The following is a 19,988-nucleotide window of genomic DNA, read 5'->3' on the forward strand; positions in this document are numbered from 1 at the left end:
CCCGAAGCAGGAATCCCTTGCCGGCCCCCGGCTGCTTCACGAGGATTCGCCCCCATCATGACGACGACGAACGAAACGCAGGGCCTGAACTTCCTCCAGGAAATCATCGAGGAAGACCAGCGGACGGGAAAGTACGCGGGCCGCGTGCATACCCGCTTCCCGCCTGAGCCCAACGGCTACCTCCACATCGGCCACGCCAAGTCCATCTGCCTCAACTTCGGGCTGGCGCAGCAATACGGGGGCAAGTGCAACCTGCGCTTCGACGACACCAACCCCGTCACCGAGGACACCGACTACGTCGAGGCCATCCAGCGTGACGTGAAGTGGCTGGGCTTCGAGTGGGAGGACCGGAAGTTCTTCGCGTCCGACTACTTCCCGAAGCTCTACGACTTCGCCGTGCAGCTCATCAAGCAGGGCAAGGCGTACGTGTGCAGCCTGTCCCCGGAGGAGATTCGCGAGTACCGCGGCGACTTCACCACGCCGGGGCGCAACAGCCCGTACCGCGAGCGCTCCGTGGAGGAGAACCTGGACATGTTCCACCGCATGCGCGCGGGCGAGTTCTCCGACGGCCAGCACACCCTGCGGGCGAAGATCGACATGGCGTCGCCCAACCCCGTGCTGCGCGACCCGCCCATCTACCGCATCCGTCACGCGCACCATCACCGCACCGGCGACGCGTGGCCCATCTACCCGCTCTACGACTTCGCGCACTGCCTGTCGGACGCGATTGAGGGCATCACCCACTCCATCTGCACGCTGGAGTTCGAGAACCGGCGCGTGCTGTACGACTGGATTGTCGACAGCCTCGTCAGCGGGGACCGGCCGTACCAGTACGAGTTCAACCGGCTGAACCTCAACTACACGGTGATGAGCAAGCGCAAGCTGCTCAAGCTGGTGACGGAGGGCTTCGTGGCCGGGTGGGATGACCCCCGGATGATGACGATTACCGGCCTGCGCCGCCGTGGCTTCACGCCGGCGTCCATCCGGGACTTCGCCACGCGCGTGGGCGTGGGCAAGGCGCAGCAGCTCATCGACATGAGCCTGTTGGAGCTGTGCATCCGCGAGGACCTCAACGAGACGGCCCCGCGCGCCATGGCGGTGATGCGCCCGCTGAAGGTGGTGCTGGAGAACTACCCGGAGGGGCAGACGGAGCTGCTGGAGGTGCAGAACCATCCGCAGAAGCCGGAGATGGGGACGCGCCAGGTGCCCTTCATGCGTGAGCTGTACATCGAGGCGGACGACTTCATGGAGGACCCGCCGAAGGGGTTCTTCCGGCTGGCGCCCGGCAAGGAGGTGCGGCTGCGCTCGGCGTACTTCATCAAGTGCGAGCAGGTCATCAAGGACGCGGCGGGCAACGTGGTGGAGTTGCGCTGCTCGTATGACCCGGCCACGCGCGGCGGCAACGCGCCGGATGGCCGCAAGGTGAAGGGCACGCTGCACTGGGTGCCCGGCAACGCGCCCGTCGCGGAGGTCCGCCTCTATGACCGGCTCTTCTCCGTGGAGGCGCCGGACGCGGACGACTCCAAGGACTTCACCACGTTCCTCAACCCGACCAGCCTCCAGACGCTGCGCGACGCCCGCGTCGAGCCGATGCTGGTGGATGCCGCCGTGGAGTCGCGCTACCAGTTCGAGCGCACCGGGTACTTCTACGTGGACCCGAAGGACTCGAAGCCGGGCAAGCCCGTCTTCAACCGCACGGTGACGCTGAAGGACTCCTGGACGAAGGAGCAGGCCAAGGGGAAGTAGTCCCTGGCGTGCTTCCGGGTGCCGCCCACGCTGGCGGCACCCGGCACGGTGCTTACTTCGGAAGGCTCGCGGCCTACCGCTTCGCGGCGGGCTGCTCGAGCGCCTTGAGCATCTTCACCGCGTTCTCGTTCTTGGGGTCCAGCTCCAGGGACTTGCGGTAGTTCGCGATGGCCTGTTCCTTGTCGCCGTGGGCTGCGTAGGCCTCGCCGAGGCTGTCGTAGCAGTTGGCCCCCTTGGGGAACGTCTCCACGTTGAGCTTGAACACCTCGATGGCATCCGCCACGCGCCCGCCGCTCAAGAGGTGGTAGCCCACCCTGTTCAACTGCGATTCGCTGAAGTCGTACTGGGCTTCCTTCGTCTTCTTCAGCGCGCGGTAGTTGGCGATGGCCTCGGCGGCGGAGCCCTTGCCGAGAGACTCCAGCATCACGGTGCCGATGGGCATCCGGGCCTGCCGGGGGGCGATGCCATGGAGGATGCTCAGCACGCCGCCCGCGATCTCCTGGAGGTCGCCGTGGGTGGCGTTGTCGAGGAGGATGACGACCTCCTTGCGCTCGGGCACGCGGAGCAGCAGGGATGAGAAGCCGTTGATGCCGCCGCTGTGGAAGATGCCTGGAAGCTTCGTCTTGCCGTCATGCAGCTGCACGGGGGCAATGACCCAGCCGAAGCCGTAGTGCTGAAGGCCCGGAGTGAGCATCTTCTGCTTGAGCTCCGCGGGCATCAGCGTGTCGCCGTAGAAGGCCCGGTCCCAGCGGTACAGGTCCTCCACCGTCGAGTACAGCGAGCCGGCGGCATAGGGCTGGCCCATGTCGATGTAGGGCGCGTTGACGTACCCGCCCGGCCTGGGCGTGTAGCCGCTGGCGCGCTTGGGCAGCACCGTGGCCGTGACGTCATAGCCGGAGTCCTTCATGCCCAGCGGCCCGAAGATGCGCGCCTGCACGGCCTGCGCATACGTCTGGCCAGTGAGCTTCTCGATGAGGGCGCCCAGCAGGTAGTAGCCGCAGTTGTTGTACGCGTACTTCGCGCCGGGCTCGAACTCCAGGTCGCCACTGCAGGACTTCTTCACGAACTCCGCGACGCCATAGGGGTTGACCGAGTCGGCCAGGAAATGGGGGGCTGACGTGTAGCTGGGGATGCCGGAGGTGTGGTTCAGCAGGTGGGTGATGGTGACGCGCCCGCCGGTGTCGCCCCGGTAGTCCGGCAGGTGCTTCGTGATGGGGTCATCGAGCTGGAGCTTTCCCTCGGCGACGAGCTGCAGGATGACGGTCGCCGTGAAGGGCTTGGTGATGGAGCCGATGCGGAACTTCGTGTCTGGCGCGTTGGGCACCTTCCACTCGAGGTTCGCGGAGCCGTAGCCCTTCTTGAGAAGGATGCCTCCCTCCGTGGCCACGAGCGCCGTTCCGTTGAACATGCCCTTCTGGTGGAACCCATGGATGTACCGGTCTACCTCCTGCTTCCGGTTCGCCGCCTCCGCCAGCGGTGCCACCAGCACCCATGCCACCAGTACGCCTGTGAGGCGCGTGCTCAGCCATCTCATTCAGACCTCCTCTTCATTTCGCGCAGTACGTGCGGGGATGCGGGTGATTGCAGCTGTTCTCGCGGGCCGCCCCGGTTTTCCCTTAGTCCAGAAGTCGGGTTTTCTGTCGGACGCTTGTTCATGAGAAGTGAAGGGGTGTCTTGAAAGGCAGTCATTCATGCACGACAAGGGTTGGCGTCAATGGCTGTCGAAAAAGGAGCCCATGATATGGCAAAGCCTTCCCCCGATGGCGTGCATCGCTTCCTGGCCCCGGCGAACCAGATTGATTTCCCCGAGGACCCGACAGCACAAAAGAAGCTCAACGAGGCATGGAACTTCAACCTCACGGGCTTCACCGACCAGGGCATCACGGGCAACCCGTGGAACATGTCCAACTCCGCCAACAATACCTGGTATTTCAACCCCGCGCAGACGGACACGGCGCAGGGGAGCTACGCCGCCATCCAATGGAATGCGTTCCCCGGCCGTCTGGGTTTCTACTTCGGCGGGCAGGGTGGGACGAATGCCAAGGGGCTGGTGCTGCCGGAGGAGGACCTGCTGGCCCTGGCGGACACGGGCCGGACGAAGGATGGAACGCCATTCTCGGACCTGCCGCAAATCACCAATCCCTGTACCGGGGATGTGAGCCACTACGGCCCCTTCGGCCCCCGGGGCTGGCAGGACGAATATTGCGAGTGGAGCGTCGAGCGCGACAGCCAGGGCAACATCCTCCGCATCGACTTCACGTGTGAGAATCCGGAGTACTGGAACACGCTGTGGGCGGTGGACCCGAACAAGGTGCTGGAGCTGTATCGCTCCACCCTGGGCAAGCGGCAGATCGCGCTGGAGGACCTGTATCTGTTGGACCCGTCCACGGGACGGCCGGTGGAGGACCCGTCCACGGGGCGCCCCGCGTACAACCCGCTCAACCGGTGGAACAGCGGGCCGGTGTCCACTGCGAGCCAGGGTGGCGCCATGCACCTGACGAGTACGCCCAACACGCTCCAGACGGAAATCGGGCTCGCGTCGGCCGCGACGGTGCCGCGTCCCGTGGGCAACTCCCATGCGCAGACGCTCATCTGCTGCGCGCAGTATGGCCAGCCCGCCCGCAACAGCGACCCGCACATCGGGCTGTCCGTGAATCAGCTCGTCGCGCCGCCCAATCCGCAGCGGCCGTCGAACAAGGCCACCCTGGCCAATCCGCCCGGGCTCTACATCCAGATGCCAGACTTCTCTGGCTACCAGACGCCGGACCAGACGAACGCGGCGGAGTTCTGGACCATCGTCCGAGGCACCTCGTCGCTGACGGACCCGGAGGGCAGGCCCATGCCGGGCAACTACATCCTGCACGCCACCTTCCGGGTACCGCCCAACAAGCGCTACACCGTCTCCGACATCACCATCAACGGCCAGAAGATTCGCTGGGCGGGGCAGGTGGCGCAGACCTTCCTCATGCAAATCACCGGCATGGGGCTGGCGCAGCCATCCCGCGCGCCGGTACAGGACTGCGTGGGCGTGCCGTCCACGGAGCTGGCGCAGCCGCTACAGCTCTTCCACTCCAGCGTGTTCAGCGCCCTGGCCGGTACCAACGTGCCCAATTTCATGGGCGTGCCCATGAACCTGGCCAGCAACAGCACCCTGATTGCCCCGACGGTGAGGGCCGGTGACACGAACGTCCCCATGTTGCTGACCGCGCTGCTGCCCGACATCTCGGCGCTGCCGACTGTGGCCTTCGACGGGGGCGGCATCACCGTCCAGGTGCAGGACATGAAGTCGGTGGACTACGCGGTGCCAGGGAACACCTATCCCGGGCCGGTGGCGGCCATCCGCATCCTGGTCTCCGTGCAGGCGGACGCGGCGCCGGGCCCACGGGGTGTCTTCGTCACCGGGGCGGGGCAGACGAAGACACCGACGCCGTTCCCCGCGGCGCTGCACGTCACCTCCCGGTAGGCCCGCGAGCGTGCCCATGCCCGTGCTCCAGAATCGCGTTGGCGTCGCGTTGGTGTCGCTGTTGCTTGCCGCTGGCTGTGCCAGGGACAGGGGCTCCCGGGAAGCGCCTCCGGGGGGGACTGTTGCCCAGGCGGAGACGGGGGCTCCGGCTCCCGCCCGTGCAGCCCCCTCCGGCGCTCCACCGCAGTTCAACTGTGGCAGCCAGCAGATTCTGGAGCTCGGCCCGGAGGTGCCTCCGGACTTCAGCCAGGTGGTGGGTCAGGAAGACGCGAACTGCTTCGCCTGGCAGCAGTTCATCGCGTTGAACTGGCCCGAGTCCGGCATGGACGGGGGGACGGCTGGCTTTGGCACCCCCGGGGACCTGGAGCCCGTGCAATGGCAGACGTACATGAGCACCGGCCAGCTCTTCCTGCCGGACGGGGGCGCGCCTCCCGCCTGGGGCACGCAGGCACGCATCACGGATGCGTGTCTGGCGGAAGCGGGGCTCTCCGTAGGGCAGGCCCGGGAACGCCTGCCGTTGATGGTCGCGTCGAAGTTCGCGGAGAACTTCTTCCCGGGGAGCGCGAACCAGGCGTTCCCCTTCGACGGCTCGCCCGCGTGGCTGGGGGCACCCGGAGACACCAACGTCTGGTACGACGTGAAGGTCAACCAGCCTGAATACGACTACATCGTCGACGCGGGGCTCTACAACGCGGCGAACCAGTTGGCCCTGGTGGATTCCGGCGTGCCCGTGGTCCTGCCACAAGGCGCGTACCAGCCAGCGCCCGGCTCGGTGGGCGCCATCGAGCTGAAGTCGGCGTGGATGGAAGTGGCCAATCCCTCCGATGCGCGCTGGAACACGTACAAGCTGTCGCCCGCCGTGGTGGTGGACCCGTCGACGCAGCGGTGCCGGACGGCGACCGTGGCACTGGTGGGGCTGCACATCATCCATGCCACCCAGTCCCAACCGTCCATCATCTGGGCCACGTTCGAACACGATGCGAATGCGCCGGACCAGGGCACCGACGCGGGGACGGACGCGTGGAACTTCTTCGATGCCGCCTGCTCGCCGCGCACGCTGACGGTGCCCGCCAACTGCGCGGCGGATGGGACGTCCACGGAGGTGACGGTGGGGTGCGAGCCCAACGTGCCGCCGCCGTACCACATTGGCGGTGGCTGCCCGGGGCCCGTGCCCATCCAGGTGACGCGGCTGACGCCCATCGACCCGATGGCGAAGCGGGTGAATCAGCTGGTCCAGCACAACATCGCGACGCACTTCCCGGACTCGGTGTGGAAGCACTACGTGCTGGTGAACGTACTCTGGTCCACCAATCCCAGCCCCAGCCCGACGAAGCCCGTGAAGGCGCCGCTGCCCTTCGCCGCGCCCACGCCCTCCGGTTCAGTGGCCATCGCCAACACGACGATGGAGACCTATATCCAGCGGACCGCGGACTTCGGCCAGGGGCCCCAGGCGAGCAACTGCATCGTCTGTCACCGGAACGCGACGCTCGCTGGCAAGACGGGCATCGCGTCGGATTTCAGCTTCGTCTTCGGACTGGCGCAGGGCCTGCCACCGTCCCAGGCACCGTCGCTGAAGTCCATGCGTCTGACGCCGAGCGAGAAGGCCGCGGTGGCCCATCCCCCGACGATGCGGCGAATCATTCAATAGCGTCACGAGGGGGCGCCTCGCGCGTCATCTCCACCATGGTGGGGCGCCACCCCAGCTTCGCGAACAGGCGCTGCGCGGTCGTGTTCTGCGCGGCGGTGTGGAGGACGACGCGCGGCACCCCCAGGGCCGTCAGGCGCTTCATCATCTCCTCCGCGAGCAGGACGCCCACGCCCGCGCCACGGGCCTTCTCGTCCACCCAGATGTCATGGAAGCCGCCGCTGCGGTCCAGCAGGGCATTCCAGTCCATTCCTTCCACGCGGCCGTAGGCGTAGCCCACGACCTCGCCGTCCAGCTCCGCCACCAGGACGACCGCGTCGGGCTTCTTGGCCTCGCGGCCCAGCCACCAGCGGTAGCCCGACTCCACGTCGTCTGGGAGCATGAAGCGCGCGGCGTCGAAGGCGTGGTGTTTCCGGGCGAGCGCCGCGCCCATGCGCCCCAGGGCGGGCTCATCCGAGGGCTTGGCGGGACGGAGGGTGACGGGCATGGTGGCTCCTGGCGAAGGCATGGCCCCTTCCTATAACGGGCTTCTTCACCGAGCGACGGCCTCGTTGGAATGCGCGGCTTGGCGGCGTGGCCACGAGACAACATTGTTGACGAGGAAGGGCGTCCAGGAGTCGTTGGTGGACGGGAGGCACGCCAACGGGGAGGGCGCCTCGTTGCCTCCTTGCGTTGGACGCGACCCTCCCATGGACCACCTGGATGACAGCACCTGGATGTCGGCTCCGCTCGCCCGCGACGATGGCACGCGTCCCGGCGGGCCTGCCTTCGCGGACGGCGAGGGCGGCATCCCGCTCGGCATCCTGGAGGCGATCTTCCTCAACATGGGAGATGGCGTGACGGTGGTCGACCGGCACGGCCGGTTCGTCCTCCTCAACCCCATGGCCCAGCAGATTTTCGGCGCGCTGCCTCCGCCGGAGATGCCGGTGTCCCAGTGGTCGAAGTACTTCGGGCTCTACCTTCCCGACACTGTGACGCCCTATCCCGTCGAGACGCTGCCGCTCAGCCGTGCCCTGTTGCATGGCGAGGCGGTGGACCAGGCGGAGGTCTACGTACGCAACGCCCGCCACCCCAAGGGCCTCTGGCTGCAGGTGGGCGCGCGCGTGCTCACCGACTCGACGGGAGACGTATACGGCGCGGCGTCCGTGTTCCGGGACATCACCGCCATCAAGCAGACGGAGGCGGCGCTTCGCGCGGAGGAAGAGAAGTTCCGGAGCCTCTACAGGTACACGCCCGCGATGATGCACTCCATCGACGCGGAGGGCCGGCTGGTCAGCGTCAGCGAGTTCTGGCTGCGCACCCTGGGCTATTCGCGCGAGGAGGTCCTGGGCCGTCGCTCCGTGGACTTCTTCACGCCGGAGTCTCGCCGGTATGCGACCGAGCACGTCCTGCCCGTGTTCTTCGAGACGGGCGTCTGCAAGGACGTGCCGTACCAGATTGTGAAGAAGAACGGCGAGGTGCTCGACGTCCTCCTCTCCGCCATCTCGGAGCGGGACGCGTCGGGCCGGATGGTTCGGTCGCTGGCGGTGCTGACCGACGTGACGGAGCGCAAGCGCGCCGAGGACGCGCTCGCCGAGAGCGAGAAGCGGCTGCGCGCCATCCTGGACAACGCCAACGCCGTGTTCTTCATCCTCGACCGGCAGGAGCGCTACATTTTCGTGAACCGCGAGTGGGAGCGGCTCTTCCGCCGCACGCTGCAGGAGGTCGCCGGGAAGTCCACGGCGGACATCTTCCCCGAGCCGCAGGCGGCGCGCTTCCATGAGACGAGTCAGGCCGTCTTCGCCACCGGGGAGCTCGTCCAGCGGGAGGAGTGCATCCCCCTGGAAGACGGCGTCCACACCCACCTCACGCAGAAGTTCCCGCTCATCGATTCGTCGGGCACGCTCTATGCGCTGTGCGGTATCTCCACCGACGTCACCGAGCTCAAGCAGATGGAGCTGGGGCAGCGCTTCCTGTCGGAGGCCAGCCAGGCGCTGGTGACGTCGCTCGACTCGGAGACCACGCTCCAGCGCGTGGCGGAGCTGTCCGTCCCCACCCTGGGGGAGCTGTGCGTCGTCTCCCTTTTGGGCAAGGACGCGGCGCTGCGCCCCGTGGCCGTCGCCGCCAGTTCGCCAGAAGGGGGCCGCACCGTTCGCGAGTTTCTCCAGGCCCATCCCCCCGTCTCCGGTCCGCGGGATGGTCCCTATGGGGTGTTGGAGACGGGACATTCCGAGTCGTCCCCGGATGCCATGGGCCTGCTGGACCCGGATGGGCTCCGGGACGAACGGTGGCGCGCGGTGAGGGCACTGAGCGCTCGGGCATCACTGAATGTCCCGCTGCGAGCGCGGGGCCCCATCCTGGGCGTGCTGTCCGTAGTCGCGGCGCATCCGGGGCGTCCGTATGGCCCACGCGAGCGCTCACTGGCCGAGGAGTTGGGGCAGCGCGCGGCCTTCGCCATCGAGAACGCCGAGCTCTATCGCAAGGCCCAGGAGTCCATCCGCGCTCGCGACGAGTTCCTGTCGATTGCCTCGCATGAGCTGAAGACGCCCGTCACCTCCATGAAGCTGCGTGTGCAGCAACTGACGCGGACCCTGTCTCGGCAGGAGTCCGGCCAGCTTCCGGTGGAGAAGGTGGCCGCCCTGCTGGATGTCTTCGGGGACCAGCTCCGGCGTCTGTCGCACCTGGTGGAGCACCTGCTGGACGTGTCGCGCGTCAACGAGCGCCAGGTGGACCTGCGGCGCGAGGACATGGACCTGGTGGCGGTGGCCCGGGACGTCACGGGCCACCTGCGGGGACAGATGGGCCGAGCGGGCTGCGTGTTCGAACTGGTGGCGCCCACGCCCGTCCTGGGGCGATGGGACCGGCTCCGGATGGAGCAGGTGATGATCAACCTGCTGACCAACGCGATGAAGTACGGCGCCGGCAAGCCCATCCGCATGGAGGTGTCACGCGTCGGGGAGGGGGCCCGCATCCGCATCCAGGACCATGGCGTGGGCATTCCCCTGGAGGCGCAGCCGCGCATCTTCGACCGCTTCGAGCGCGCCGCGTCCCGCAACTACGGAGGCCTGGGGCTGGGGCTCTTCATCACCCGGCGGCTCGTGGAAGCGCACGGCGGGACGATTCGCGTCGAAAGCCAGCCGGGGAAGGGCGCCACCTTCGTCGTCGACCTTCCCCCGGAGGCTCGCTGACCCGTGACTGGAGGAGGACGGAGGGGCAGACTTCGGCCACTACATGCATCCGCTCGACGCCGAACTCGACATCGCCCGCCGCGTAGCCCGCCAGGCGGGAGCCATCCTCCTGGAGGTCTACGCCACGCCTTTCACCGTCCATGACAAGGCGGGCGGCATGGGGCCCGTCACCGAGGCCGACGAGCGCGCCAACGCCTTCATCGTGGACGCGCTGCGCGACGCATTTCCTTCCGACGGGGTCGTGGCCGAGGAGTCCGACAACACGTCCGGCGCGAGCCGCTTCGAGCGCTGCTGGTTCGTGGACCCCATGGACGGCACGCAGGAGTTCGTCAACCGCAACGGCGAGTTCGCCATCCACATCGGGCTCGCCATCGCGGGGAAGGCCACGCTGGGCGTCGTGTACCGGCCCGTTGGAGACACGCTGTACTGGGGCGTGGTGGGGCAGGGCGGCTTCGTGGAGGACGCGAAGGGGCGCCGCGCCCTGCGGGTGTCGGACACGGCGGAGCCGTCCGCGCTGCGGCTGGTGGTGTCCCGCTCACACCGCTCGCGCCTGACGGACGCGGTGGCCCGGCGGCTGGGCATCACGCACGAGCAGGCGTGTGGCTCAGTGGGCCTCAAGTGCGGTCTGCTGGCGGAGGCCGCCTGCGACCTCTACCTGCACGTCAGCGACAAGAGCTATCGCTGGGACAACTGCGCGCCCGAAGCGGTGCTGCGCGCGGCGGGCGGCATCCTCACGGACCTGGGCGGGACGCCGTACACCTATGACGGTTCGGAGCTCCAGAACCGCCGCGGCCTGCTGGCCTGCAACGCCGCCGCCTTCGAGCGCGTGGCGCCCGTGGTGGCCGGGTTCGCCCGCGAGGCCGGCATTCTTCGCTGAGGCCTCGCGGACGCCGCTCGCGTCAGGACGCCGTCGTCTCGCAGCGCTGGATGATGGTGCGCAGCTGGGACTGCACGCCGGAGAGCATGCTGCGCAGCCGCGCATGGCGGAGCGAGCCCGCGAGCGCGTTGGACAGGGCCTGGAGCACGGAGACCTCCGTCGGCGGCCACTTGCGCTCCGTCCGGCAGTCGTCGAAGCCCACGAAGCCCCACCACTCGCCGCCCACGGTGATGGGGCAGACCAGCAGCGACCGGATGTCCTGGGCCTCCAGCAGCTCCCGAGCGGGCGACGGGAAGGCACGGGGCGGTCCCTGGACGGCCTTGCCCGACGACAGCGGCGCGACCCAGGAGGGCATGACCTCCGAGTAGGGGACGTTCTGGAGCTCGGGGTTGTCCAGCTGCGCGGAGGCCGCGGCCGCGGTCCACTCGTAGCGCTGGTTGCACAGCAGCTCGCCCGTGGGGCTGGTGGCGTTCTCGAAGATGTAGACGCGGTCGACGTCGAGCGCGACGCCCACCTGTCCCAGGGCCTCCGAGACTGTCGCGGCCTCGAAGCCGCGCTCCAGGAGTAGCTGCGATACGTTCATGATTGCTGCGAATGCCTTCGAGGCCATGGGGTCTGCTCCAGGTGGGGGCGCCTGTTGCGATGCAGGTCCGGGGGAACCTGGTGGGCAGCGTTGCATGCGGGCGCACCCATGGGTCAAGGCACGGTGCGCGAAGCACCGCGAACTCGCACCGGGAGTCGTCAGCCCTGCTCCACGGCGCGTCGCAGCTCGCCGAAAAGGCGGCCCAGCGCGTCGAGTTGGTAGTGCGCGTTGAGCCCGCTGGGATTGGGCAGCACCCACAAGCGCGTGTTGCCCAGGCGCTCCGGTTGCGCGCCCAGCGCGGCCTTGGGACGGCCAAAGGCGATGCGGTAGGCGCTCACGCCCAGCACCGCGAGGAAGCGGGGCTGGTAGCGCGCCACCTTGGCTTCCAGCGCCTTCGCGCCCCGGGCCAGCTCGGCGGGGTTCAGCAGGTCCGCGGTGGCGGTGGCGCGGTCCACCACGTTGGTGATGCCGTAGCCCAGCGCGAGCAAGGACTCCTGCTCCGTGGGTTGGAAGATGTGCGGGGTGATGCCCGCGGCATGCAGCGTGGGCCAGAAGCGATTGCCGGGCCGCGCGAAGTGATAGCCCACCACCGCGGAGTAGAGGCTGGGGTTGATGCCGCAGAAGAGCACGCGCAGCCGGGTCGCGATGACGTCCGGCATGGTGCGACCGGTGGCTGCGTCCAGCTCATCTCGCGAGGGGCGACGGAGCGGTGTCATGGGGGCGCATCTTCGCGAGCCTACCTGGGAAGGCAACCCCCCAGGGCCCCATGCACGGGGTGGGGTGTTGCCCTTGGGACGGAGCGGCGTGGGCGCTCGGACGGCTGGCGAATGCGCGCGGGGTGGGGCAGGCTCGGCCCTTTCGCGCCGATGCAACCCTGGAGGCCCTTCGCGATGCCGCACATCGTCACCCTGACGCTCAACCCGACCATCGACGTGGCCACGTCCGTGCCGGAAGTCACGCCGGAGCACAAGCTGCGCTGCGGCCCCGTGCGTAGGGACCCGGGTGGGGGTGGCATCAACGTGGCGCGCGTGGTGCGTGAGCTGGGCGGTGAGGCCATCGCCGTCTACACGCGGGGCGGGGCCACCGGGAGCCAACTGGAGGAGCTCCTGGAGGAGAAGGGCCTGCTGCGCCGCTCCGTGCCGTTGCAGGACGCCACCCGGGAGAGCTTCACGGTGGCGGAAGGCACGGGCGCGCGTGAGTACCGCTTCATCCTGCCGGGGCCCACGCTGTCCGAGCGCGAGTGGCAGCGCTGCCTCGACGCGCTGGAGGACGTGGCCGTGGGCGCGGCCTTCATCGTCGCCAGCGGCAGCCTGGCGCCCGGCGTACCGGAGGACTTCTATGCCCGTGTGGCCCGGCTGGGGAAGCGCCTGGCCGTGCGCGTGGTGGTGGACACCAACGGTCCGCCGCTGCGGGCCGCGCTGGAAGAGGGCGTGTTCATGGCCAAGCCCAACCGCCGCGAGCTGCGGGACCTGAGCGGCGCGTCGGTGGAAGACTTCGCCACCCAGGCCGCCGCGGCGCGCGAGCTGGTGGCCCAGGGCCGCGCCGAAGTGCTGGCGGTGTCCATGGGCGCGGACGGCGCGCTGGTGACGACGCGCACCGCCCAGTTCCGGGCGACGCCGCCCCCGGTGCGGACGTACAGCTCGGTGGGGGCGGGGGACAGCTTTGTCGCGGGGATGACACTTGCGCTCGCGCGGGGCCAGTCCACTGAGGACGCGCTGCGCTGGGGCATCGCCTCCGGGACGGCCGCGCTGCTCACCCAGGGGACGGACCTGTGTTACCGGGCGGACGTGGAGCGGCTCTTCACCCAGGTGAAGGCGGAGCCGGTGTCGCGTTCGTAGGCCCCCCGCCCGCCGTGGGAAGGAGGGATTGTCCCTTCCATTCCCAGGAGTGGAGGCGGCGAGGCCGAATTCGGGGTGCGAGGTGGTGGCGGCGCGAACATGTTGCCGGTGTACGAGCGGGCTTTCGCGGCGAGGTTCCGCGCTTCCGAGGTGACACGCATGAAGCATCCACTCCGCCATGCCTGGGGCCGGCTCCTCCTGGCCGGTGCCCTGACGACGGGACTGCTGGCCTGCCAGGGCCGACAAGGGCTGCGCAGCGAGGATTCGGAGAAGGTGACGGTGCTGCGGGGCGTGCGGGTCATCGACGGGCGCGGCGGTGCTCCGCTGGAGAACGCCGCCGTCGTCATCCTGGGCTCGACGCTTCAGCGCGTGGGGCCGGTGGATGAAGTGGAGGTGCCCGCCTCGGCCACCGTCATCGAGCTGCCGGGACGGACGGTGCTTCCCGGTCTCATCTCCAACCACTCCCACCTGGGAATGACGCGAGGCACGGATTCGGGCGGGCAGAACTACCTGCGCGACAACATCGCGCGGCAGCTCACGCAGTGGGAGTCCTACGGCGTGACGACGGTGACGTCGCTGGGCCTCAACACGCCGCTCATCTACGAACTCCAGAAGGAGGTCGAGCAAGGCACGCTGCCGGGTGCCTCCATCCTCAGCGGGGACCAGGGCATCGGCGTGCCGGAAGGGGCGCCGCCGATGAAGGTCGTCGAGCATCAGCTCTATCGCCCCGCGACGCCCGACGAGGCGCGACAGGACGTGCGCGAGACGGCGTCCCGCCACCCGGCGTTCGTGAAGGTCTGGGTGGATGACTTCGGCGGAACGGTGAAGAACAAGATGACGCCGGAGGTCTACACGGCGGTGATTGACGAGGCGCACCGACAGGGATTGCGGGTCGCCGCGCACATCCATGACCTGGAGGACGCCAAGCGCCTGGTCGCGGCGGGGGTGGATGTGCTCGCGCACGGCGTTCGCGACATGGAGGTGGACGCGGAGCTCGTGGACGCGATGAAGGCGCGGGGCACCTGGTACATCCCCACGCTGGGCCTCAATGAGTCGTTCTACATCTACGCCGAGGGACCGGCGTGGATGGCCGACCCCTTCTTCCGCCGCGCGCTGTCACCCGACCTGGCGCGCCAGTTGGATGACCCGGCGTGGCGCGCCAGCGTGCTGGAGGATGGAAAGACCGCGCCGGTGAACAAGCAGGCGCTGACCCTCAACCTGAAGAACGTGAAGACGCTCCACGACGCGGGCGTCCGGATTGGTTTCGGCACGGACTCCGGCGCCACGCCGGTGCGCATCCCGGGCTTCGCGGAGCACCGCGAGCTGAAGCTGCTCACGGAGGCGGGCCTCACGCCGTTGCAGGCCATCCGGCTGGCCACGGCGAACGCGGCGGAGTTGCTGGGGTTGAAGGACCGGGGCGTCATCGAGGCCGGGCGGCGGGCGGACCTGGTGGTGGTGCAGGGGGACCCGTCGACGAACATCGACGACCTCTCCCGCATCGAGTCGGTGTGGCACCGAGGCAAGCAGGTGCCGGGGCCCATCGCGGCCCCCTCCCAGGAGTGAGGCGATGACGCGTCTTCATCGGCGGTTGCTTCGTGCCGCCCTGGCCACCACCTTCCTGCTGGGAGCTCCGGGCATGACACAGACGACACTCCAACCGTCCACGTCGAAGGTGCAGCAGGCGGCATCGCCTGAGCGGCTGCTGTTCAGGGATGACGGGATGACGCCGAACAGCCGCTTGCCCACGCTCGTCTATCGCGGCGTGAAGCTGGAAGGGGACAAGGCGAGCGCGCTGGAGAAGCTGTTCTCCGCGAATGGCTGGCCGGCGCGCTGGCGGTACACCGTCTATGACTTCCACCACTACCACTCCAATGCGCACGAGGTGCTGGGCGTGGCTTCAGGCACCGCGCGGCTGAAGCTGGGCGGCGAGTCCGGGCAGGAGGTCACCGTCCGGGCCGGCGATGTGCTGGTGCTCCCCGCGGGCACGGGTCACCGCCGGTTGGAGGCCAGCGGGGACTTCCTGGTGGTGGGCGGCTACCCGGCGGGGACGGGCGACTACGACTTGCAGCGCCCGGAGAAGGCGACGCACGACGCCTCCGTCCAGCGGATTGCCCAGGTGCCCCTGCCCGGGGCGGACCCGGTGACGGGCAAGCAGGGCGTGTTGTCCTCGGCCTGGAAGCCGTAGCGCCTCAGCGACGCTCCACGGCGACCGTGCCGCCCTTCATCACCCAGCGCACCTTGCGCAGGGTGGTGATGTCCTTCGTCGGATCGCCCTCCACCGCCACCAGGTCCGCGAACAGCCCCGCCTTCACCTGGCCCAGCTGGTCCTCGCGGTGGAGCATCGCCGCGTTGGTGGAGGTGGCGGCCTGGAGCGCCTGCGCGGGCGTCATGCCGTAGGCCACCATCAGCTCCAACTCACGCGCATTCTCCCCGTGGGGGAAGACGCCGGAGTCTCCCCCCGCGCACATGGGGACGCCGGCGCTGAGGGCCGCGCGGAAGGTGGCGCGCTTCTGTTGGAGGTGGGCGGGCTCCGGGTCCACGCCGCGCTTGTAGCCGCGGTGTTCGAACATCGCTTCGCTGGCAGCCAGGGTGGGGCAGAGGTAGACGCCCCGCTGGGCCATGAGGCGGAACACCTCGGCGGTGCCTTCGTCCCCGTGCTCGATGCTCTCCGCGCCCGCCAGCACCGCGCGGCGGATGCCTTCGGGGGTGCTCGCGTGGACGGACACCGGGCGGCCGCTGCTTCGGGCCGTGTCGACGATGCGCTTCAGCTCCTCCAGGGAGAAGGTGGGGCGGGCTTCGTGGTTGGGGCCCCAGCGGTAGTCGCCGTACACCTTCACCCAGTCCGCGCCCTGGCCGATTTGCGCGCGCACCACCCGGGTGAGGGTCTCCACGCCGTCCGCCTCTTCCGCGCCCTGGGGGACGTGCCACTCCGAGGCGAAGCCCTTGGGGCCATAGCTGCCGGTGGCGACGATGGCGCGCGTGGCCACCAGCAGGCGCGGGCCGGGGATGATGCCCTGATAGATGGCCTGCTTGAGGCCGACGTCCGCGTCGGCCGCGCCTTCGGTGCCCAGGTCCCTGGCGGTGGTGAAGCCCGCCGCCAGCGTGGCGCGGGCGTGGTTGGTGGCGCGGGCCACCCGCAGCGCCAGCGACTCCTTCAGCACCTGGTCGTTCCAGGACGCCTCGTTGTACGGATGGAGGAGCAGGTGGGAGTGGCCCTCGATGAGGCCGGGCAGCAGCGTGGTGCCGCTCAAGTCAACGGACGTGGTGCCCTGGGGGACCTTCACCTTGGCTTCCGGCCCCACGGCGGCGATGCGGTCGCCCGTCACCAGGACGACCCAGCCCGTGTGCGGCTTGGGGGTGACACCGTCGAAGACGCGGTCGGGACGCAACAGATAGGACGCTGGTGGGGCGGTGTGCGTCGGTTCGGCAGCGGTAGCCACGGTGGTGGCGAACAGCGAGACGAAGAGGAAGGCGCGCATGGGCAGGGGAGCGGGCAAGCTCGGGCGGCGGGAAGGCCTGGGTGTTAAATCGACGGGCATGGCTTTCCAAGACCGCTCGAACGCACTGCAGGCGCTAGAGGCCGAGTTCCAGGCGGAGAAGGCCTCCTCGCTCCGAAAATTGGAAGTGAAGCTGGAGGAGACGCTGCGGGAGCTGTCCGAGGTCGAACGTCAACTGCGGTCCCTCCGGACCGCCGACCGGCGCGCGCAGATTGCCCGTCACCAGGCCCTGCGCAAGGAAGCCGAGCACCAGCGCTGGTGCTTCATGGTGCAGCGGGAGGCGTGTGGCTTCGTCAACCACGACGACCTCGACCGGTACTACCCACTCCCCCCGTCCTGGAGGGAGTGAGCGGGGCTCAGTTCGTGGTGCGCCAGGCGGCCACCGCGAACAGGAGCCAGCCGACGAGGAAGCCCAGGCCGCCCAGCGGGGTGATGGCTCCCAGGACGCGCACGCCGGAGAGGGCGAGCGCGTAGAGGCTGCCAGAGAACAGGACGATGCCCACCATCATCGCCCAGCCGGCGCCGTTGAGCAGGGACGAGGGGCGGAAGTGTCCCAGCAGGCCCACGGCCAGCAGGCCCAGCGCGTGGTACATGTGGTACCGCGCCCCCGTCTCGAAGATGACCTGGAGGTCCTGGGACAGCCGGCTCTTCAGGGCATGCGCGCCGAAGGCCCCCGCGCTGACGGAGAGGAAAGCGTTCACGGCACCCAGGACGAGCCACCACCGCATCATCGTTCGCCTTTCATCGGAAGTCGGACTGGTGCACGCTACACCGCCGCAGCCGGAGCGTCCTGGCCGACATCAACACCTGGGGCGCTCACAACAGAATGACCTCACCCAACTTCATTCCTTCAACGAAGCCGCTTCCCTTCGAGCTGCACCCGTCCTCCATCCAGGGCCAGGGTGCCTTCGCCATCCGCCGCATCCGCAAGGGCACGCGCATCATCGAGTACCTCGGTGAGCGCATCACGCAGGCGGAGGCGGACGTCCGCTACGACGACGAATCGATGGCGCGGCACCACACATTCCTGTTCAACCTCGACAAGAGGACGGTGCTGGACGCGGGGACGATTCACAACGAGGCGCGCTACATCAACCACTCGTGCGCGCCCAACTGTGAAGCCCTCATCGAAAAGGGCCACATCTACATCTACGCGCTCACCTCCATCGAGCCCGGTGAGGAGCTGGTGTACGACTACGGCTACGAGCGCACCGAGGACATGGGGCCCGAAGCCGAGGCGCTCTACGTCTGCCGCTGCGGCGCGCCCAATTGCCGGGGCACCATCCTGGCCCCGGCGAAGAAGGCGCCGGCCCGGAAGACGTCGGCCAAGAAGGCGAAGACCTCGTCGACGTCGAAGAAGAAGGCTGCGTCGAAGTCCCGGGGCAACAAGGGCGCGGGGGCCAAGAAGGCGGCGGGGAAGAAGTCATCCGCCGGTACCCGCAAGTCCACCCAGCGGGCGAAGTCGCCCAGCCGTAAGCGCGCGAGCTGAGCTGCGCGCAGGTTCCGGCGCCCTCCCAAGGAGGGCGCCGCGGTGCCGGCTGTGCGTGCCGTGATGGTGCAGGGCACGTATGGGGCTGCTCATTGACGGTGCGCTCGTGGTCTTTTGCGTTCTCTGCCGAAACATTTTCCGAGCTTCATTCACGGAGCCAATCGCATGCGGGCCGTCGCACTCGCTTTTGTTGTCGCGTTGATGTCATCCGGATGTGGGAGCGGCGCTCTGAGTGCCATCCGAGGGAAGGCTGCGCAGGACATGGCCTGTCCGGAGAAAGACCTGGCAGTCAATCCTGTCCATGATTACGCCGGGGCTCCGAACGAGTCGGGCGCGTACTATGCGGAAGGCTGTCAGAAGCTTCGGCGCTACGAGGTTGGCTGCAACGCCTTTGGGTATTGTCCTGATCCGCATGGGGTCGACATCCAGGAGCTCCTCCTTCGTCAGGCGGCCTTCGACCTGAAATGTGAGCAGGAGGCGATATCAACTCAGCGGCTGAATCGTGACACGTTTGGCGCGAGAGGCTGTGACCAGCAGGCCAGCTACATCCTGCTGTGCGGTCGCCGCAGTTGCCGCGTGGTTCAGAATACCCAGAGCCAGTAATAGAGCCCTGAGAAGTCCTGGGGGAGGGAGCGGTGGCCGCTCAACCATTGATTCAAGAACTGGTGGACGGGCCGGCGAGGGCCGCCAATAGACTCCCCCCGTGAACGACGTCCTTCATTTCCTGCTCACGGCACCCGCCGAGCCCCAGGTCCTCGACTCAGTCGACGCCTGGTGGCGCCAGCACCTGGGGCTGTCCTCCCGCTTCTCTTCGCCCGCGGACCTGGCGCTGGCCGGGGGCTTCCTCGCCGACCGGTTGGGGTTCGCCTTCGCTTCTGGCTACCACGCCGCGCACCGGCGCCTGTTTCCGGAGCTCCCGGCGGAGCGGACCATCGCGCTCTGTGCCACGGAGCCGGGGGGCGCGCATCCCAATGCCATCGAGACGCGGCTGACGGATGCCGGCGCGGGCCCGCGCCTGTCAGGCACCAAGACGTTCGTCACCCTGGGCACGCGCGCGGAGCTGCTGCTGGTGGTGGCGTCGGAGGGGCAGGACGCCCAGGGCCGCAACCGCCTGCGCATGGTGGCGGTGGACGCGAAGCGGCCCGGTGTGCGGCTGAGCGCGCTCCCGGAGCTGCCCTTCATCCCCGAGGTTCCCCACGCGGAGCTGTCCCTGGAGGACGTGGCGGTCGCCTCGGAGGACGTGCTTCCGGGAGACGGCTACGCGCGCTACCTCAAGCCCTTCCGCACCGTGGAGGACTGCCACGTCCAGCTCGCGATGCTGGGCTGGCTGCTCCAGGTCGGGCGCCGCAGCGGCTGGCCGGACGACGTGCGCGAGGAGCTGTCCGCCCTGGCGGTGATGATGCGGGGCCTGTCCCAGTTGGACCCGACGGCGGCGTCCACGCACGTGGCCCTGGGCGGAGGGCTGGCGCTCACCAAGCGCGCGGTGCTGGAGCGGTGTGAACCCCACTGGGCCGCCACGGATGCCATCACACGAGAGCGCTGGGCTCGGGACCGCGTGCTGCTGGGCGTCGCTGGCAAGGTGCGCGCGAAGCGGCTGGAGGCGGCCCGGCAGCGCATCCAGGAGGAAACGGGTCGAAGCGGCTGAAGGTTGGGACGCGCCCGCTGCCGGGGATTGCTCACACG

Annotated in this window: 18 protein-coding genes; 12 read left to right on the forward strand and 6 right to left on the reverse strand. The window is 68.7% G+C overall.

Annotated features, from left to right (window positions below):
• Positions 1–57 precede the first annotated feature (57 nt).
• Positions 58–1,746, forward strand: a complete 1,689-nt coding sequence (locus FMP39_RS16720) for a glutamine--tRNA ligase/YqeY domain fusion protein (RefSeq protein ID WP_141591267.1) — start codon at positions 58–60, stop codon at positions 1,744–1,746.
• A 73-nt stretch (positions 1,747–1,819) separates the two neighbouring features.
• Here FMP39_RS16720 and FMP39_RS16725 read toward each other — a convergent pair whose 3' ends face one another.
• A complete protein-coding gene (locus FMP39_RS16725) occupies positions 1,820–3,280 on the reverse strand; it encodes a serine hydrolase (RefSeq protein WP_141591268.1) in 1,461 nt (486 codons plus the stop codon).
• 207 nt (positions 3,281–3,487) lie between these two features.
• Here FMP39_RS16725 and FMP39_RS16730 point away from each other — a divergent pair, with 207 nt between their 5' ends.
• Both FMP39_RS16730 and FMP39_RS16735 read left to right on the forward strand, forming a co-directional pair.
• Complete coding sequence (locus tag FMP39_RS16730; protein WP_141591269.1) at positions 3,488–5,209, forward strand: hypothetical protein; 1,722 nt, start codon at positions 3,488–3,490, stop codon at positions 5,207–5,209.
• Positions 5,210–5,225: 16 nt separating this feature from the next.
• On the forward strand, positions 5,226–6,857 hold the full coding sequence (locus FMP39_RS16735; RefSeq protein WP_141591270.1) for a cytochrome c family protein: 1,632 nt from the start codon (positions 5,226–5,228) through the stop codon (positions 6,855–6,857).
• Here the strand turns inward: FMP39_RS16735 and FMP39_RS16740 are convergent.
• Positions 6,847–7,341, reverse strand: coding sequence for a GNAT family N-acetyltransferase (locus tag FMP39_RS16740; RefSeq protein WP_090489601.1), 495 nt, complete (start codon positions 7,339–7,341; stop codon positions 6,847–6,849). The two genes, FMP39_RS16735 and FMP39_RS16740, sit on opposite strands and share 11 nt — an antisense overlap.
• A 202-nt stretch (positions 7,342–7,543) precedes the next feature.
• On the opposite strand from FMP39_RS16740, the gene FMP39_RS16745 reads away from it, so the two are divergent.
• A complete protein-coding gene (locus FMP39_RS16745) occupies positions 7,544–10,021 on the forward strand; it encodes a PAS domain S-box protein (protein ID WP_228558052.1) in 2,478 nt (825 codons plus the stop codon).
• A 43-nt stretch (positions 10,022–10,064) separates the two neighbouring features.
• Positions 10,065–10,898, forward strand: coding sequence for a 3'(2'),5'-bisphosphate nucleotidase CysQ (locus FMP39_RS16750; protein WP_141591273.1), 834 nt, complete (start codon positions 10,065–10,067; stop codon positions 10,896–10,898).
• Positions 10,899–10,920: 22 nt separating this feature from the next.
• On the opposite strand, the gene FMP39_RS16755 is transcribed toward FMP39_RS16750, so the two are convergent.
• Positions 10,921–11,508, reverse strand: coding sequence for a GAF domain-containing protein (locus tag FMP39_RS16755; RefSeq protein WP_141591275.1), 588 nt, complete (start codon positions 11,506–11,508; stop codon positions 10,921–10,923).
• Between the two features lie 131 nt (positions 11,509–11,639).
• Positions 11,640–12,140: a G/U mismatch-specific DNA glycosylase gene (mug, locus tag FMP39_RS16760; protein WP_141591312.1), complete on the reverse strand. Its 501-nt coding sequence runs from the start codon at positions 12,138–12,140 to the stop codon at positions 11,640–11,642.
• Between the two features lie 231 nt (positions 12,141–12,371).
• On the opposite strand from mug, the gene FMP39_RS16765 reads away from it, so the two are divergent.
• The 3 genes from FMP39_RS16765 to FMP39_RS16775 all read left to right on the forward strand — a co-directional run bounded on the left by FMP39_RS16765 (position 12,372) and on the right by FMP39_RS16775 (position 15,504).
• The gene (locus FMP39_RS16765) at positions 12,372–13,319 is read left to right on the forward strand and encodes a 1-phosphofructokinase family hexose kinase (protein WP_141591277.1); all 948 of its coding nucleotides are present in this window, start codon (positions 12,372–12,374) and stop codon (positions 13,317–13,319) included.
• A 159-nt stretch (positions 13,320–13,478) separates the two neighbouring features.
• Positions 13,479–14,882 (forward strand): amidohydrolase family protein, encoded by a 1,404-nt coding sequence (locus FMP39_RS16770; RefSeq protein WP_141591280.1) that lies wholly within the window; start codon positions 13,479–13,481, stop codon positions 14,880–14,882.
• Positions 14,883–14,886: 4 nt separating this feature from the next.
• The gene (locus FMP39_RS16775) at positions 14,887–15,504 is read left to right on the forward strand and encodes a cupin domain-containing protein (protein WP_141591282.1); all 618 of its coding nucleotides are present in this window, start codon (positions 14,887–14,889) and stop codon (positions 15,502–15,504) included.
• A 4-nt stretch (positions 15,505–15,508) separates the two neighbouring features.
• Here the strand turns inward: FMP39_RS16775 and FMP39_RS16780 are convergent, their stop codons facing one another.
• Complete coding sequence (locus tag FMP39_RS16780) at positions 15,509–16,798, reverse strand: amidohydrolase family protein (protein ID WP_141591284.1); 1,290 nt, start codon at positions 16,796–16,798, stop codon at positions 15,509–15,511.
• Positions 16,799–16,856: 58 nt separating this feature from the next.
• Between FMP39_RS16780 and FMP39_RS16785 the strand changes: the two genes are divergently transcribed.
• Complete coding sequence (locus FMP39_RS16785; protein ID WP_011552451.1) at positions 16,857–17,165, forward strand: hypothetical protein; 309 nt, start codon at positions 16,857–16,859, stop codon at positions 17,163–17,165.
• Positions 17,166–17,172: 7 nt separating this feature from the next.
• On the opposite strand, the gene FMP39_RS16790 is transcribed toward FMP39_RS16785, so the two are convergent.
• A complete protein-coding gene (locus FMP39_RS16790) occupies positions 17,173–17,547 on the reverse strand; it encodes a DUF423 domain-containing protein (protein ID WP_141591286.1) in 375 nt (124 codons plus the stop codon).
• 95 nt (positions 17,548–17,642) lie between these two features.
• Between FMP39_RS16790 and FMP39_RS16795 the strand changes: the two genes are divergently transcribed.
• The 3 genes from FMP39_RS16795 to FMP39_RS16805 all read left to right on the forward strand — a co-directional run bounded on the left by FMP39_RS16795 (position 17,643) and on the right by FMP39_RS16805 (position 19,950).
• Positions 17,643–18,305 carry an SET domain-containing protein gene (locus FMP39_RS16795; protein WP_141591288.1) on the forward strand — a complete coding sequence of 221 codons (663 nt, stop codon included), beginning with the start codon at positions 17,643–17,645 and terminating at the stop codon, positions 18,303–18,305.
• Between the two features lie 165 nt (positions 18,306–18,470).
• Entirely contained in the window at positions 18,471–18,908 is a 438-nt protein-coding gene (locus FMP39_RS16800) for a hypothetical protein (RefSeq protein ID WP_228558053.1), read from the forward strand.
• A 100-nt stretch (positions 18,909–19,008) separates the two neighbouring features.
• The gene (locus FMP39_RS16805; RefSeq protein ID WP_141591290.1) at positions 19,009–19,950 is read left to right on the forward strand and encodes an acyl-CoA dehydrogenase family protein; all 942 of its coding nucleotides are present in this window, start codon (positions 19,009–19,011) and stop codon (positions 19,948–19,950) included.
• Positions 19,951–19,988: the final 38 nt, after the last annotated feature.

Origin of the sequence: Myxococcus sp. AB056, assembly GCF_006547365.1 — a bacterium.
GTDB classification, from domain to species: Bacteria; Myxococcota; Myxococcia; order Myxococcales; family Myxococcaceae; genus Myxococcus; species Myxococcus virescens.